This is a genomic window from Paenibacillus sp. J22FR21, from assembly GCF_056269135.1.
The window spans coordinates 175136-189947 of the sequence record NZ_JBWDNJ010000008.1; the positions used below are offsets into that span (position 1 = coordinate 175136).

18 protein-coding genes are annotated in these 14812 nt (G+C 52.9%); 11 read left to right on the top strand and 7 right to left on the bottom strand.

What is annotated here, in order from left to right:
- Positions 1-266 precede the first annotated feature (266 nt).
- On the top strand, positions 267-1085 hold the full coding sequence (locus AC0YNS_RS25740) for a peptidoglycan-binding domain-containing protein (RefSeq protein WP_475783792.1): 819 nt from the start codon (positions 267-269) through the stop codon (positions 1083-1085).
- A gap of 197 nt (positions 1086-1282) precedes the next feature.
- Positions 1283-1771 (top strand): YfbM family protein, encoded by a 489-nt coding sequence (locus tag AC0YNS_RS25745; protein WP_475783793.1) that lies wholly within the window; start codon positions 1283-1285, stop codon positions 1769-1771.
- Between the two features lie 108 nt (positions 1772-1879).
- Here AC0YNS_RS25745 and AC0YNS_RS25750 read toward each other — a convergent pair whose 3' ends face one another.
- Entirely contained in the window at positions 1880-2359 is a 480-nt protein-coding gene (locus tag AC0YNS_RS25750; RefSeq protein ID WP_475783794.1) for a DinB family protein, read from the bottom strand.
- A 19-nt stretch (positions 2360-2378) separates the two neighbouring features.
- A complete protein-coding gene (locus tag AC0YNS_RS25755; protein ID WP_475783795.1) occupies positions 2379-2876 on the bottom strand; it encodes a HugZ family pyridoxamine 5'-phosphate oxidase in 498 nt (165 codons plus the stop codon).
- A 251-nt stretch (positions 2877-3127) separates the two neighbouring features.
- Between AC0YNS_RS25755 and AC0YNS_RS25760 the strand changes: the two genes are divergently transcribed.
- From AC0YNS_RS25760 to AC0YNS_RS25780, 5 genes are read left to right on the top strand one after another with little or no spacing between them, the layout of a single operon-like run.
- Entirely contained in the window at positions 3128-3553 is a 426-nt protein-coding gene (locus tag AC0YNS_RS25760) for a VOC family protein (protein WP_475783796.1), read from the top strand.
- 7 nt (positions 3554-3560) lie between these two features.
- Positions 3561-4328 carry a sigma-70 family RNA polymerase sigma factor gene (locus AC0YNS_RS25765; RefSeq protein ID WP_475783797.1) on the top strand — a complete coding sequence of 256 codons (768 nt, stop codon included), beginning with the start codon at positions 3561-3563 and terminating at the stop codon, positions 4326-4328.
- A gap of 1 nt (position 4329) precedes the next feature.
- Positions 4330-4707, top strand: coding sequence for a VOC family protein (locus AC0YNS_RS25770; protein ID WP_475783798.1), 378 nt, complete (start codon positions 4330-4332; stop codon positions 4705-4707).
- Between the two features lie 21 nt (positions 4708-4728).
- Complete coding sequence (locus AC0YNS_RS25775; RefSeq protein WP_475783799.1) at positions 4729-5094, top strand: VOC family protein; 366 nt, start codon at positions 4729-4731, stop codon at positions 5092-5094.
- Positions 5095-5123: 29 nt separating this feature from the next.
- The gene (locus AC0YNS_RS25780; protein WP_475783800.1) at positions 5124-6050 is read left to right on the top strand and encodes a DMT family transporter; all 927 of its coding nucleotides are present in this window, start codon (positions 5124-5126) and stop codon (positions 6048-6050) included.
- 436 nt (positions 6051-6486) lie between these two features.
- Here AC0YNS_RS25780 and AC0YNS_RS25785 read toward each other — a convergent pair whose 3' ends face one another.
- A complete protein-coding gene (locus tag AC0YNS_RS25785) occupies positions 6487-7380 on the bottom strand; it encodes a nucleoside hydrolase (protein WP_475783801.1) in 894 nt (297 codons plus the stop codon).
- Positions 7381-7431: 51 nt separating this feature from the next.
- On the opposite strand from AC0YNS_RS25785, the gene AC0YNS_RS25790 reads away from it, so the two are divergent.
- On the top strand, positions 7432-8634 hold the full coding sequence (locus AC0YNS_RS25790; protein WP_475783802.1) for an FAD-dependent monooxygenase: 1203 nt from the start codon (positions 7432-7434) through the stop codon (positions 8632-8634).
- Here AC0YNS_RS25790 and AC0YNS_RS25795 read toward each other — a convergent pair.
- The 3 genes from AC0YNS_RS25795 to AC0YNS_RS25805 are packed head-to-tail and all read right to left on the bottom strand — an operon-like array spanning position 8609 to position 12607.
- Positions 8609-10558 (bottom strand): dihydroorotate dehydrogenase, encoded by a 1950-nt coding sequence (locus AC0YNS_RS25795; RefSeq protein WP_475783803.1) that lies wholly within the window; start codon positions 10556-10558, stop codon positions 8609-8611. The two genes, AC0YNS_RS25790 and AC0YNS_RS25795, sit on opposite strands and share 26 nt — an antisense overlap.
- A gap of 51 nt (positions 10559-10609) precedes the next feature.
- Entirely contained in the window at positions 10610-11884 is a 1275-nt protein-coding gene (locus AC0YNS_RS25800; protein ID WP_475783804.1) for an ankyrin repeat domain-containing protein, read from the bottom strand.
- Positions 11885-11908: 24 nt separating this feature from the next.
- Positions 11909-12607 carry a metal-dependent hydrolase gene (locus tag AC0YNS_RS25805; RefSeq protein WP_475783805.1) on the bottom strand — a complete coding sequence of 233 codons (699 nt, stop codon included), beginning with the start codon at positions 12605-12607 and terminating at the stop codon, positions 11909-11911.
- Positions 12608-12761: 154 nt separating this feature from the next.
- Here AC0YNS_RS25805 and AC0YNS_RS25810 point away from each other — a divergent pair, with 154 nt between their 5' ends.
- Positions 12762-13040, top strand: a complete 279-nt coding sequence (locus AC0YNS_RS25810; RefSeq protein WP_475783806.1) for an antibiotic biosynthesis monooxygenase family protein — start codon at positions 12762-12764, stop codon at positions 13038-13040.
- Positions 13041-13120: 80 nt separating this feature from the next.
- On the opposite strand, the gene AC0YNS_RS25815 is transcribed toward AC0YNS_RS25810, so the two are convergent.
- A complete protein-coding gene (locus AC0YNS_RS25815) occupies positions 13121-13444 on the bottom strand; it encodes a 2Fe-2S iron-sulfur cluster-binding protein (RefSeq protein ID WP_475783807.1) in 324 nt (107 codons plus the stop codon).
- Between the two features lie 167 nt (positions 13445-13611).
- On the opposite strand from AC0YNS_RS25815, the gene AC0YNS_RS25820 reads away from it, so the two are divergent.
- Together AC0YNS_RS25820 and AC0YNS_RS25825 are read left to right on the top strand one after the other, a co-directional pair.
- Complete coding sequence (locus AC0YNS_RS25820; protein ID WP_475783808.1) at positions 13612-14112, top strand: CYTH domain-containing protein; 501 nt, start codon at positions 13612-13614, stop codon at positions 14110-14112.
- Between the two features lie 40 nt (positions 14113-14152).
- Entirely contained in the window at positions 14153-14812 is a 660-nt protein-coding gene (locus tag AC0YNS_RS25825; RefSeq protein ID WP_475783809.1) for an HD domain-containing protein, read from the top strand.

The following is a 14812-nucleotide window of genomic DNA, read 5'->3' on the forward strand; positions in this document are numbered from 1 at the left end:
CAGATTCTTATGGATACTCTGCACCGTGCGGTTTGTATGTGAGCCTGCTCACTGATGCGCGTTCATACAAATCATACCAGTAATTTGGGTTCTCTCATACGGACCGCCATCACGCGGCATGTTTCTGCAAATACCACCGTTTCAAGCATCCGAACGAAACTGCCAAACCTTTACCCCGAAGAAGCATAATGGAAAATAGGTATTGGGTATAGTAAGGTCTGTGGCAAATCGTGCTCACTACATCCAAAAGGAAGGTGTCTTGTTACATGGAAGCAAATAAACGTTCTCATGGATCTAAAGGTAAATCCTTGAGATCGGCTGCTAAGTTTCTTGGATCATTTTTGTTGGTGCTAACCCTTCTTGTTGGTGCGCCAAATGTCGGCTCGGCTATTGGAAAAGGGGCAAGGGGGCCGGATGTTTACGTTATTCAAGGAATGCTGAAATCATTAGGCAGCTATTCCGGACCGATCGATGGGCGCTATAATGCGTTGACTGTTCGCGGTGTCAAATACTATCAGAAGTCGCACGGCCTGCCGATGACCGGCAAAGTAGATAAACGTACGCTGAAGTCGATCGTGTACGCTTACGATGCTAAGAAGTCAGGCGTGAAGATGAAGGCGAAGAGCAGAGGCATGGGTGGCGCTAAACGTATTCGCGGCGGCGGTAGAGGCAGCGGTGCAGGCGGCGGTGCAGGCGGCGGTGCAGGCGGCGGTGCAGGCGGCGGTGCAGGCGGCGGTGCAGGCGGCGGTGCAGGCGGCGGTGCAGGCGGTGGTGCAGGCGGCGGTGCAGGCGGCGGTGCTGGTGGCGGCGCAGGCGGCGGTGCTGGTGGCGGCGCAGGCGGTGGCGGTCAAGGCGGCGGTGTAGAGCAAAAACAAGAACAAGGCACCGAGCAAGGACAAGAGAAAGGCCAAGTCGAAGAGAAGTCGCAGCAAGAAGGTACTGAGAAGCAAGGCAAGGATAACGGTGGTTCGCAGGGCGGAAGCCAAGGCGGCAACCAAGATAACCAAGGTAGTCAAGACAATCAAAACAATGAAGGCAGTAAGGACAATCAAGACAATACAGATAACAAGAGCAAAGGCCACTAAGCTTGGCTGATAAGACAAAGGCAGGTCCTCCACACGAGGACCTGCCTTCTTTTATTGCGCTGCTCAGATCTAGAAGAAATGACACATAAAGTGGCATTCAGATAAATATTTACAAATTATAGAAACCGACTTATATTACTTTATAAGTTTAGATTTTTCTCACTTAGTTCTTAACCGATGGTAGAGGAGCGTTTTCAATGAGCATGGTAGGAAATTTACAACGAATCTCGTCCGATTTACTTCATGATCTGCTTCAAGGGGAAGTGGAGTTGGAAGATGTGTTATATAACGGCGGAAGTGAAACCGAATCGTTATATCTTGATAAGTCATGGCACGCCATTCATTATTTGCTCAATGGGGCTGCATGGGAAGGCACGGAACCACTTGTACATACCGTTCTCGGAGGTACACCGATTGGTGAGGAGACTGACGAGGAAGAGGAGCCGACACGTTATTTGACCGTTACGCAGGTAAAACAAATTCACGAAGCGCTGGCTACTATTTCAGAGGAAAGCCTTCTAAAGCGCTATAATCCTGAGCATATGAGGGAGATAGATCTTTACCCTTCACTGAGCTGGGATGATGACGGTGATCGTGAATACGTGATGGATTACTATCGGGAGTTGGTTCAATACTATCGGGTGGCTGCTGAGAACGAGCAGGCTATGTTGTTGTACATTAGCTAACAAGAGAGGCGAGCCTAGACAGGCTCGCCCCTTTCTTTGTACTCGTAATACCAAACGGCATGTACGGTGGTATGATGAGAGGTTGGGAGTTAATAACTCCCGACGTACTTAATGTATGATTTGTGCTGAAGATGGTTGTGGGATATGTTTGCGAATGAGTCCGATTTGACCGGCATGCAGACCTGTATGATAGATGGCACGGCCAAGCGCTTCGCGCGGAGAGGACGGTCCGATCTTCGATTCGACGATCGTATCCCAAGCGTCATCGCTTAGCTGTTTCATCGCTTCCGTCAGAAAAGCATCAGCTGCCGCAGAGAACGCAATCAACTCCTGCAGGGAAAGGGCATGCTCATTCTTCGCGCCGCTTTGACCGCTTGCTATGTATTCCGTTCCCTCAGGAACAGTTGCACCGAAGAACCACTCCGCGAACATATATTCAACCTCAGCGTTATGCCGAATCATATGAGCGATGGAAGAGGCTCCGGGTGTCATCGCCAGAAGAAGTTCTTCTTCGTTTAATCCTTGTACCATTGTCTGAAACCGATCACGAACTACGCGCCAAATAGGGCCGACCGCTTCATAACTCATGCTTACACCGTCCTCATTATTATTTATCTTTGCGATCTACGACAACATGCTCGAAACGGTCGCCGGCGAGATCGACATCGAATGCTTGTCCGAAACCAACTACATATCGACCTGCCGATGGGGTCAGCTCGAACAAGGAGAAGTCGAGCCCGCGCAGCATCGCCATCATTTTGTCGCCAAACTTCTCGTCGAATGCGGCGAAGATGGCTTCATAGCCTTCGTTGCCGAGGTTCTGCGGCTCACATACCCAGCGAGCGCGCTCACGGGCAAATGCATTCGGCGTAGCCGACTCGTCATTGATCAACATCACGTGAATCCGCTCGTTATTCTCTACAAAACGATAATGATCGGAGATACGGCTGATGTAGATGTACAGCTTGCCGTCTACTTTAACGAACGGCGCATAGCTGATGAAAGGAGTACCTTCCGCATCTTGCGAGCTGATGATAAGCGATTTGCGGCTTTCGATAAAGTCGATGTACTTCCCGCGTGATTCTTCGATGTTGGGCTGTTTCATGGAAATGCCTCCTTGTAGTGGGTAGTAAACAGCGCCTCCGGCAATAGATGCAATCGGTGCGACTCCGCATTAATTGGTATTGATAATCATTATCAATAGTATTTAGTTTATAACAGCATATGTAAATATTCAATAGATTACTGAAAATGATACGAGGATCAGTATGAAAAATATTATTTGGACCCCATATCTGTGCGCCTTCTGACCACGTTATGATAGGTGTAGTGAATTTCCAATCAGGAGGGAGTCTCATGCGACGAAGTGTAAGCAGAATTAGCGGTATCTTTATTCCTGTAACGGATATGCAGCGCTCCACGGAGTGGTACATACGGATGTTTGATCTGGAGACGATCGATCTGTCGGACTGCTGCACAGGACTCGCTTTTCCGGGTGAGGCTACGTTTATTAATCTATGGAAAGTAGAGTGTCCGGTACCGACGCAGTTCGATGCGGGAGGCGGGGTGCGGATTCCGTATTATAATTTCGAGTCCTTTGATATCGAATACTCCCATGCTTCGCTTCGTAAGAAAGGGGCGGAAGTGCTGCCGATTGTCGAGGATGCGAGCGGAACCCGTTTCTTTGATTGTCTGGATCCGGACGGCAACCTGATCGGCATCGTGGAAGATTTGCCGAATTCGACGTTCTATCCTCACAAACAGAAATATAACAACGGTTAATCGCCCCATGACAACCTACAATGACGAAACATTCGAGATGCAGACGACACCGTACAAACCGGAGCTGCTCCGCTATTGCGGCAAATTAGCCGGCTCAGCCTGGGATGGCGAGGATCTGTTTCAAGAGGTGATGCTCAAAGCCTATCGCAGATTCATTCGCTGGCCGGAGCGCGAGCTGAGCAAGCCATATCTGTACCGTATTGCCGCCAATGCGTGGTTTGATAGCTGCCGCCGCCGCAAAATCGCCTTCCTGCCGGAGCTTCTGGCTGACTATAACAACCTGGCTTATTCCGAATGGAATCGTCATGATGTGCGAGAGTCGCTCGCATACTTGATGGATGCGCTGGAGCCGAGGCAGGTGGTGCTCATTCTTCTGACCGACGTGTTCGGCTTCTCTCCTACCGAGACCGGACGGGCACTGGGGCAGCCGGTTACGGCGATCAAAGCTGTGCTTCACCGAGCGCGTACGCGGCTGAAGAAAGCAGCAGAACGGCAGCTCCACTGGCTGGACACCACGGCCGGTTCCCCGAAAGAAACAGGGATGAATCGACAGCCCGGCACGGAGCTGTTCGAATCCTTCGTGAGAGCGTTCCGCGAAGCGGATATGACGGCGATGTTCCGTACCTACCGAGAGCTGTCCGGGGCTGGGATCGCGATTGACCGGGTCACGGTGGTCCGAGGGCAAGCTTGGTTTTATTTTAAAGATCCCGATGGCAATGTCTTGATGGTGTCGACGCCTTTCAGAACGATTCAATCCGAGCAGGAGGAACAATGAGATGAGTAAACCGGCTTTATATGGCGTAGGGATATTTGTCCCGGTGAGTGATTTGGAGCGTTCCACAAGGTGGTATGCGGAGATGCTGGGTTTCGAGATTACAGGCAGAGACGAGCCCAAAGCAACCGTGATGATGATGAATGATTACCGCATCATGTTCTGTCTCGTGAAGTCGTATAACATCGTGCAGCATGCGTTTCCGCAGAACGACTATCAGGTCGAGCAATATTTTAATTTTCATACCGACGATGTGGAGGAGGCCTACCGTAACTTAAAGGACAAGGGGGCCGATATTGGGGATATCGTCCATTATGATGACGGCATTACCGGCTTCCCGCTGTACGATCCGGATGGCAATAAGTACGGGGTTGTTAAATAATAGACGAGGTGAGTGAAGCAGATGCAGCCATTAATTAAGCAAGATATTATCGGGGTCATGCACTATGTGAAGGACTTGGAATCTGCGGCAAAATGGTACTGCGACACGCTCGGATTTACAATAACCGCCTATGATTACCGTGCGTTCGTTGAGCTTGCGATTGATGGTCGTTATGTCATGCATTTGCTACAATCAGAAGGTGACGCCGGGCCCGTATCACAGGCTCCATTCACGTTTGATACGGCTGATCTTCGGCAGGCGCATCAACGGTTGGCTGAACTGGGCGTGGAACCGGGACCTATAAAGGCATATAGCGATCATGCCTGTTTCAGCTTCAAGGATTGCGAAGGAAATGCGCTGATGATTTGCCGGTTTGACCGCCGCTAAGGAACGTATGAAGTGAGGAGTAGAACAGGATGCAGGTCAGTCAGTCGAAGTCGGAATTATCGCGGAACCCCTATGTGCTCATGCCGATTTTGCTGCTGCTGTGGGGCTCTGTGGCGGCAGTGAGTAAGCTGGTGCTGGGCCAATTGGACAGCTACCAGGTGTTATTTTATATGAATGGAATTGGAGTTGTCGTATTCGCAGGCATCGTGTTGCATAAAGTGCGATGGAGAACGCTACGCATGTGGTCATGGCGACAAATGGTGCTTATTGCGTCGTGCGGGTTGTTCGCGTTCTTATATGATGCTCTCTACCTGCAAGCGCTTGATCGGATTCCGGCGGTCGAGGCATCCATGCTGAATTATCTGTTTCCTATCTTTATTGTCATCTTCGCGATCCCCATCCACAAGGAGAAAATGAACCGATACAAGCTGCTCTCCATCGTGATGGGTTTCGCGGGGACGGTGCTGCTCATGACAAAAGGGGATATTTCGGCGCTGAAGCTGACGAATTTGACCGGCGATGTATTGGCGATTCTGGCCGCGGTTAGCTGGGGATTGTTCACTAATCTGGTGAAGAAAAACAAGAAGGATATGCTGATCAGCACCTTCTTCATCACGGTTGTGGCTTTTGTGCTGTCCGCCGGTGGCCTGTTTGTTTATTCGAACCTCATGCTGCCCCGGCTTGTCGACTTCGGCGGGGTGTTCTGGTTAAGCATGTGCAACATCGTGCTCGGCTTCCTCTTGTATTTCCGGGCGCTGCGCTATTCGCCGGCTTCGCTCATTGCGAGCTTCACCTTCTTTACGCCGTTCGTCACGCTGGTGTTTATCATGCTGCTGCTCGATGAACGGCTGACGCTGATGGACGGCCTTGCCGCGCTGCTTATTCTGTGCAGTGTTCCGGTGCAGAAGCTGGGGAGCATGCTTGGGCCAGGGGAGAAGAAGGACGTTATGAACTGAATCCATAGAGCCGGATAGGCGAGTGCCCGGTTGCATGGTACGCTAGTGGGATTCTGCCGGTGGCAGGAAGTGGAACGTGGAACGTTGGATGCCGAACGCTGAATGCCGACTGCCGAACACCGACTGCCGAACGCCGAATACTCTAACGAACCGTACGGGTCTTATTTGCCTCAAAAACCGTTCGAAAAAATTCTAACGAACCGTACAGGCTTTAGTTGACGGTTTGGGGGTGTTTTTGAGCCGATTATCCTAGAATAAGGCCTCTACGGTTCGTTAGATTCTGCCACATGTGGCAAGCGTGTTGCGTATTGTGAAATCCGAAATCCGAAATCCGAAATCCAGAGGATTGAAGGCCGGTTGCTGCATGTACTAAAAAGGTAACTAAGAAGCCTCCTAATCGCATTGCTGCGGTTAAGAGGCTTTGTTGCGTGCTGCGTTAGAGTGAAGTAATGGAGTAATAATGCTCGAAGAATCGCTTGCGGTCGACGGTTGTCGCAATTTCATGGTTATCGCTTGTGCTGCCAGCTTGGAAAGCCATCCGGCCGAATGTATCCGCGTGGGTGTAGTCCACTTCAACAGAGCCGCACGCGTACTCGCAGAGATTCGGTTCAAATAAACATGCCGCTGCGAGCGGGTCATGGAATGTCATCACATGCTGCTCCAGCCAGGGTGATCCGAAATCCTCCACTGCCCGCATGACCGGCGCGTCGAACAAGTCTGCTTGCTCGTTTCGCTCAAGGACAAGTTGTGAAGTCACATTTAACCCGAACGTGCGATGAATGGCTACCTGCTTGTTATACACGATGGCGCAGGCATGCGGGTCCATCCAGGAATTCCAATTCCCCATCGGCATATCAGGGCCGGCTTCGAGCTCTTCGGAGAATACGCCGCTCATGATGTAAAGTCCTTTCAGCAGCTTCGGAATCTCGGGATCGAGTAGAAAAAGCTGGGCAATATTGGTGAGGTGACCCACAGCGAGCAGCATCATTTCATGAGGGTTCTCATAGATCGCAGCACGCATCGCATCTACGGCTTGGTTGGCCTTGAAGGTCGTCTCATGCGGCCAATTCGCCAGTTTGGATGCACCGTCCGGCGTAGGATAGACACTGGTTGGCATGATCGGATTGTCTGCTCCCGCATACACAGGAACACTCCGATCGGCAGCTTTGCAGATCGCGTCCGCAACCATGGCTCGTTTCTCTACCTCGCCGCCTACGGTGGAGATGCCAATCAGCGTACAGTTCGGTTGGCTCAGCAGATAACCCAAACAAAGCGCATCGTCGATATCGCCGCCGATGTCCGTGTCCAGCCAAACTTTAAGGGTAGTCATCGTCATTCCTCCTTGGGTATGATGGAACCAGTGATTGGAGAAGATCGCGGGATGAAAGGGATGAGCAGCATGGACAAGCGACGAGCAATTGTAATTGGCGCGGGCATTGGCGGATTGTGTTCGGCTTTGGCGCTGCAGCAGCGCGGTTGGCAGGTGGCGGTGTACGACAAAGCTGCTGCGCTGCGGGAAGCGGGAGCAGGTATCGTGCTTGCAGCCAACGCGATGAAAGCACTGGATTTGTTAGGTGTTGGCGACGGTGTCAGAGAAGCAGGCGCCCCGGTCATGCAAGCGGATATTCGGACTTGGGACGGCAAGCTGATTACGAGCCTTCCTGCTGCGAAGCAAGCGGAGAAATACGGTACGCATAGCTATGTCATTCATAGAGCGGAGTTGCAGTCGATTCTCCTGCGAGCGGTCATGGCGGGAGCATCGGTTTATACCGGTAGGCAATGGATTCATGGTGAGCAGACGGATGATGCGGTAACGGCTGTGTTTGATGACGGAACGCAAGAGAAAGCTGAGCTTGTGATCGGAGCTGACGGCATTCATTCTGCGATTCGAGAGCAGTTATTCGGTGCAAGTCCACTCCGTTATGCCGGCTATACCGCTTTAAGAGGGGTATGTACACTGGATGAGGTCCCGGTTGGTGCAACGGAAGGCGGCGGATTCGAAGCGCTGGGACAAGGCAGAAGATTCGGATTCTCGAGTCTGGGCAATGGCCGGGTGTTCTGGTTTGCGGCGATTAATGCGCCGCAGGGAACCGTTCTGCCGACAGCGGAGCGTAAGTCAGCGCTAATGGCCTTGTTTCGCGGCTGGTACAAGCCGGTTGTCGACGCGATTGAGGCGACGGAGCCGGCGACGATTCTTGCCCATGACATTGTAGATCGAGCCCCACTCGCTCAGTGGAGTTCCGGCGGCATGACGCTCCTCGGCGATGCCGCGCATCCGATGCTGCCTAATCTGGGGCAGGGCGGTGCGCAAGCCATCGAGGATGCTGTAGTGCTGGCACGATGCCTGCAGCAGACAGATGCTTCGGTGGGAGCGGGAACGGATGTACCTGCTGCACTGCGGGCTTACGAGAAGGAACGTATGGCACGAGCTTATAGAATTGTTCGACTATCGCGCTCCATGGGGAGAATGGTGCAGCTTGAGCATACGCTGCTTATCCGCTTCCGTAATGCGGTCATGGCCGCAACGCCCGGTGCTGCTTACGTGAAACGGTTTGATCCTATCGTTGGTTATGTGGTTCGCTGACCGCAGTTACCGGTGATCGCGTCAGATAAGGATAGAGTAATATAAGGCCGACTATATAAAGCAATAAGGCGAAGATGGCGGGCGACAAGTGAATGAAGTCCGTATAGCCAATGTGCCAATGAACGGAGAAGGCAGCGAAGAACGCCGGGGCTCCGCCGATTAGAAAGGTCCACCACAACCAGCGTTCCCCTTGTTGGATTCCCCATAATGCCATCGTGAGCAGGGCCAGTGCATCGGAAAACAGAGCGCCGCCGAAGCCTGCACGATCATGGGCGATAAGAGGAACGAGCCGGGAATTGATTGCCGAAATCTGTTCCGACGTGAGTCCGATGTAATCCAGGTCCTGCGGTACAAACACACGCGTCACACCGAATCCGGAGATGGTAATGCTGCCGATTACGAGCGCAAAACCAAGTACCACCATGCAGAACTGCCCCCACATAGCCCGCTTCCACATCCTGTCGCTGCGTAAGTTGACGGGATTGCGAAACGGCTTGTCGGGGTTAGCGCGCATACTTAGCAGAAACAGAGGAAGAAGAATCAGTGCCACAACTGCATGAAGCGGATCGAAGTAGCCATAACCGAGATAGAGAAAGAAGCTGGCGAAGCCGGTAATACCGGATACGAGCAGAGCAGTCCTCGTCCAATGCATACCGTACCGCAATCCATGCCTGCCAAGCTGATAATAAAGTACGCCGATGGAAATCATCGTGCCGGCGAGCGTAATGCGGTCATGCGACATGAAGTGAAGCAGACGGTGATTCAGATGATGCAGTTTATCCCGGTTGATGCCTAGAAACGCCTCATCATAGGGGAGCAGCACCGTTGTGGTCGCGATTATCCAGGCAAGCATTCCGCCAATGATCATCCCGATGCCAAGTAAGCACATCCAGCCCCAGTGACGCCAGAAGGATACGGGCTTAGGATCAGGAAGGTGTCGGACCCGCTCATACAGGATGGCTTCGTTGACCCGCTTGGGTAGTCCCGGTCCGGTATCAATGAGTCCGCCGTGCAGTAAGATGTAGTCGGCGCCTGCAGCGATCAAATCCAAGGCATCCTGTGGTTCATAGACGCCGCAGGATGCTTTGAGCACGAAGTGCTGTGGACCAAACCGTCGCAGCAAGGCAAGTCTCGCAACGCACGACTGCTTATCTGCAGGCCGCACTGTGAGTCCGCCATCACTTGCACGAGCTTCCCCCACAACGGCCCCGCTCCACGCTGTGAAATCAGCGGCATCGAGCACGAGTCGCAGCGTCTGCTCTGATAGATCATGCGGGATGTAGAGGAACAAGCGGTTCTCTTCGGCCACATTCGACGCCGCTATGAGTTGGAGCAGCGCGATAATAGGTTCTGATAATGCCGGCTGCTGCAAAATATCAAGATAAAACCCCGCGGCACCTGCCTTACGTAGCCGACGAATCATAGTCAGCAGCTGGTCAAACGACTGCTCCGGCGTACTCCCCGGCAGCGGTGTCAGTCTTGCAAACAGCGGCAGCTTATGTCCGGGCTTGGCGATCCGCGCAGCAATAACGGCTGCACCGACATTGTCGCTGTAAGACGGGTAGGTGATGCTTCGTTCCCCTTGGTTCAACTGAATTGGCGCCGCGCTTGCACCAAAGATGGGCTCCGTCGTAATCGGACCGATCTCGATAAAGCCCAGACCGAACTGCGCCACCGCTAGGTGGGCGGTGCCCGAAGGATCAACCGTGCCGGACAGACCGACAGGCGTGATGAAATCGACGCCGCATGCTTGGCTGCGGATCAGAGGAGCGGGTTCCATATGTCCGAGCGTGCGGATGACGAACGAACCGAGCGGCAGGCGACTTAAGGTGCCGATGGCGCCAAGCGTAACGGAGCGGGCAAGTCGATTCGGAAGCCGGAACAGCAGGGGGCGAAACAAGGTTTGATAAGACCAGTCCGGCACTCGCATTCTCCCCCAATCTTAACGTTATTTTCGTATAGCAGCGGTGTCAGTTCAGTTTGGCACACCATGCCTGACCAGTACTTCCCTTACGGCACTGCTGCCTGAAGCACTTTGAGGCAAAGAAGCTCCTGCCTGAATAAGCGTCTCTGCAACCGCAGCATAATTTCCCGTTTGATTCTGCATATGAACGGAGCCCCAAGCACAGCTGTCTAGTGCGGTACCGCCATATCCATTGGTGAGTTGGTTAGATGCGCCATGCGACAGCAGAAGTTGAACCGCTTCAACATTTCCTCGAATCGCCGCGTTATGAAGCGCAGTGAAAGAACTGACATCACGGCGTGCATCCGCATAGAATCCTGCCTCCAGCATGACTTGTATGGCGCCAATCTGATTATCCCAAGCCGCATCGGCAATCAAGCTCTGATCCTCAGCAGACAAGGAAGCGACTAAGTTCGGGTGTTGCTCCAGCAGCTCATGCACGGCAGCATGATCCGCCTGCATGCAAGCCAGTAGGAAGCGCTGCTCAATCGAACTGTGAGCGAGAATCAGCTCTACGATCTCGGTGTTGCCACAAGTCGCCGCCAGGAAGAGCGGCCTGACATTGGCGCCTATTTTGTACGTGTAAATATGACCGCCGTCCGAATCGCCGGATGTAAAGCGGCCATGCCCGACTTGAGCGAGTAGGCACTCTGGGCTGTCTTCAATCAGCGTACGGACTAGCGCCGCGTTACCGAGCTTAATTGCCATGAGAATATCGGCTGCTGCGCCGCGCTCTAGGAGATAATTGCATTTTGCCGGGTTATCGACCGCCCACTGCGCAGGTGTGCTGCCATGGTCGATATCGCACATATCGACTATGGCGCCGTGCGCAAGCAAATAATCGATAATCTCAGGCTGAACAGCGAAATGAAGAGGAACCTGACCGTCAGGTCCGCGCTGATTCACGACACCCGGGTCCTGCTGAACCATAGTCGATATCGTATCCAGCATGCCAAGCGCAGCGGCCGCATGAATATCTACGGGAGCACCTCGTTCAATCAAATAGCGGGACAGCTCGGCATGATCATGATGCAGAACCCCGAAGGCTCCTGCCCACCAACTACTCTGAGCATGTAGATCTGCGCCGTTTGCGAGCAGGACGTCGACCATCTCGCGGTTGCCTGCAGCAGCCGCAGCTACAATAGCAGGCGTATCGAAGGAAAACCAAGGCTCGTTTATTCCCGTGGACAGGAAAGGATGCTCGTTTATGTACTGTGTCGCTGCCTCCGTATTATTGTGAAGGACGGCTTGCTTGAACTGCTCGATGATCTGCTGCTCCTGATTCATTCCCATTCCCCCGTTCTGAACGAATTAGTTAGCTTCCAGTGTAAGTTCGTCTCCCGGTGCCATGACTTTCCCTTTGAGTCCTTGTTCTTCTAAACGGCGCACGAACAGCTCCGCGTCTTGCTTGATCGGCGGGAAGGTGCTGTGGTGAATAGGAATCGTAAGCTTCGCGTTGTACCATGCTGCAGCTTGCAGTGCATCGCCAGGTCCCATTGTATAGTGGTCGCCGATTGGAATAAATGCGATATCGATCGAATGACGCTCTCCGATCAGCTTCATATCGCTGAATAGGGACGTATCTCCCGCGTGCAGAATCGTCAGCCCTTCCGCGAAAACAAGATAACCGGCCGGCATGCCGGCATACATAATTTGTTTGGTTTCCATATCCACGATGCCGGAGCTGTGGAAGGCTTGCACCATTTTGGCTTTTGCGAAGCCCAGATCGACCGTTCCGCCCATATTCATCCCGATTGTCTTGGCTCCCTGCCAGGACATATAAGTGGCGAGCTCTACAATGGCTACAATCGGCGCATCATTGGCGATGGCGACCGGTGCGGCGTCTTGAATATGATCTTGATGTGCGTGAGTCAGCAGTATGGCATCGGTTTTGAGCGCTTCTGGTTTCATAACAGCAACGGGGTTACCGCTAAGAAAGGGATCAATAACAAGGGATTTATCGCCGGTGCTGATTTGGATACAAGCATGGCCATGAAATTGGATTTTCATCTGGGAGTAGCTCCTTATCGATTCAAGAATAGGTACACCTTCCATAGTGCCAGAATATGGAGCTGGAAGCAATTTGAAGGTGACGAATGTGACAACAACAGACAACTCCACTACAATATAGACAAAATAAAGCCTAAAAGGAGGCATGACGTTCATGTTTGTTCATATGTCGATCCACCATCCGAAGCCGGGCAAGAGTGAGGACCTGATTGCTTCCATGCACCGTTTCGGGAGCGCGCTTGAAGGAGCGGAAGGATTAAGGGAGGTACATACCTTGCAGGACAGCCGTACCGGCAAGCTAATCGGCCTGGCGATTTGGGAATCCGAGGAAGCGTTCCGGGCAGGCGTGAGTGCTGCGCGTTCGGCGGTCGAGAATGATCCGTTCGAGGATTGGGAGGACGCTTCGGAAGGATTTTGGCTGAGCAAGGTGTAGCAAGGATATCGCGTTAAAATGTTAAATGGCGGCGCCGGGATTCCGGCACCGCCATTCTGGCATCCTCATAGCTGATTGGATTAATCCTGTGGACGCGTACCGGGCTCCAGACCTGTCGAAGCAGCTGTCTTGAGCAGATTTACGGTTAGATCCCCATGTACCCGAATTTGGCAGGAAAGGCGGACATTCGGGTCTGTGATCCCTTTAGCCTGACGAACGGCGGCTTCGGCTTCGCCCATTTCCCCAGCGTCCCCGCTTAGTACTTCTACGCTGCAGGTGGTGCATTTGGCATTTCCCCCGCAGCGATGTAGAATATCAACCCCATTGTCTTCGAGCACGAGCACAAGCTTCTTGCCCTCATCTGCTTCGAACGTACCTCTCTCTTGAACCTGAACAGTTGGCATCGTAATCCCTCCTCTACCTCATCGTTGCCATATTAGTACCGGTTATACGGTACATCCGAGCATAAGCTTGCGCTTACGGTCTCTAACCATTGTCGCATAGTTCAACGCGGACAGCTATACTAGTCGTATGGGGTTCAGAGCAGTCCAATCAGTAAGGAGATGTCGTAATGGCTTTAGAAATTGAACGTAAGTTTTTATTGACTGCATTCCCGGAGGAGCTCATGGGTACCGGTGAATTACAGCGCGTGTCCGAGCATCGAATCGAACAGACGTATCTGGCGCTTGATGGCCCGCAGGAACTGCGAGTCCGCAGAATCGTCGATCTGGCGACAGATGAAGTGAGCTACACGCATACTTTCAAATCCGGCCATGGTTTGGCGCGTGAGGAGATCGAATACAACATTTCGCAGGGGATTTACGAACAGATTATCCAAGCATTCGGCGCTGTTCCACTGACGAAGAACCGCATCACCGCTCATTGGGGCGATCAAGTCGTGGAGATTGATATCTACGATCAAATTCAGCTAATGGTGCTTGAGGTGGAGTTCGATTCCGAAGAAGCAGCTGTGGCGTTCGAGCCCCCGGCATGGTTCGGCAAGGATATCAGCACAGAGAAGCAATACAGCAATAAGAAGGTTTGGCGCGAGCTGCAAGAACGCGGCAACTAATACGAAGCGATTATTGATGGTGAAAAAGGTGGTAATGACCATGCAGCGCCAACCTGGCGAGAAGCAGCACGTTATTGAAGAAGCGGAACGGTTCGCACGGGCCGAGCTGGAGCATGATGCCACCGGCCATGATTGGTGGCATGTGCACCGCGTCGTTCAGATGGCGGAGCGCCTCGCACTGCGCGAAGGCGCGGATGCGGAGATCTGCATGATTGCGGCACTGCTGCATGATGTGGCGGACGAGAAGCTGAACGAGTCTAAGGAGAGCGGCCTGCGCAAAGTGAGCACTTGGCTCGCGAGCCAGTCGTTGTCGGAGGCGGAACAGGCGCATATTATGGAGATCATCGCCACGATGTCGTTTAATGGCGGCGCCAATCCGCCGATGCGGACGTTGGAAGGCAAAGTGGTGCAGGATGCGGACCGGCTGGATGCGATCGGGGCTATCGCGATTGCACGGTGCTTCCTCTACGCAGGCTGGAAGGGAGATCCCATCTATGACCCGAAGCTGCTGCCGCGCGATGAGATGAGTCCCGGCGAATATCGCCAAGGGAAAAGCACGGCAATTAACCATTTCCACGAGAAGCTGCTGAAGCTGAAGGATCGCATTAACACCGCGTCGGCCAAAGAAATTGCCGAGGAGCGGCATCTCTACATGAAGGAATATGTGGAACGGTTCATGCAGGAGTGGAATGGGAACTAA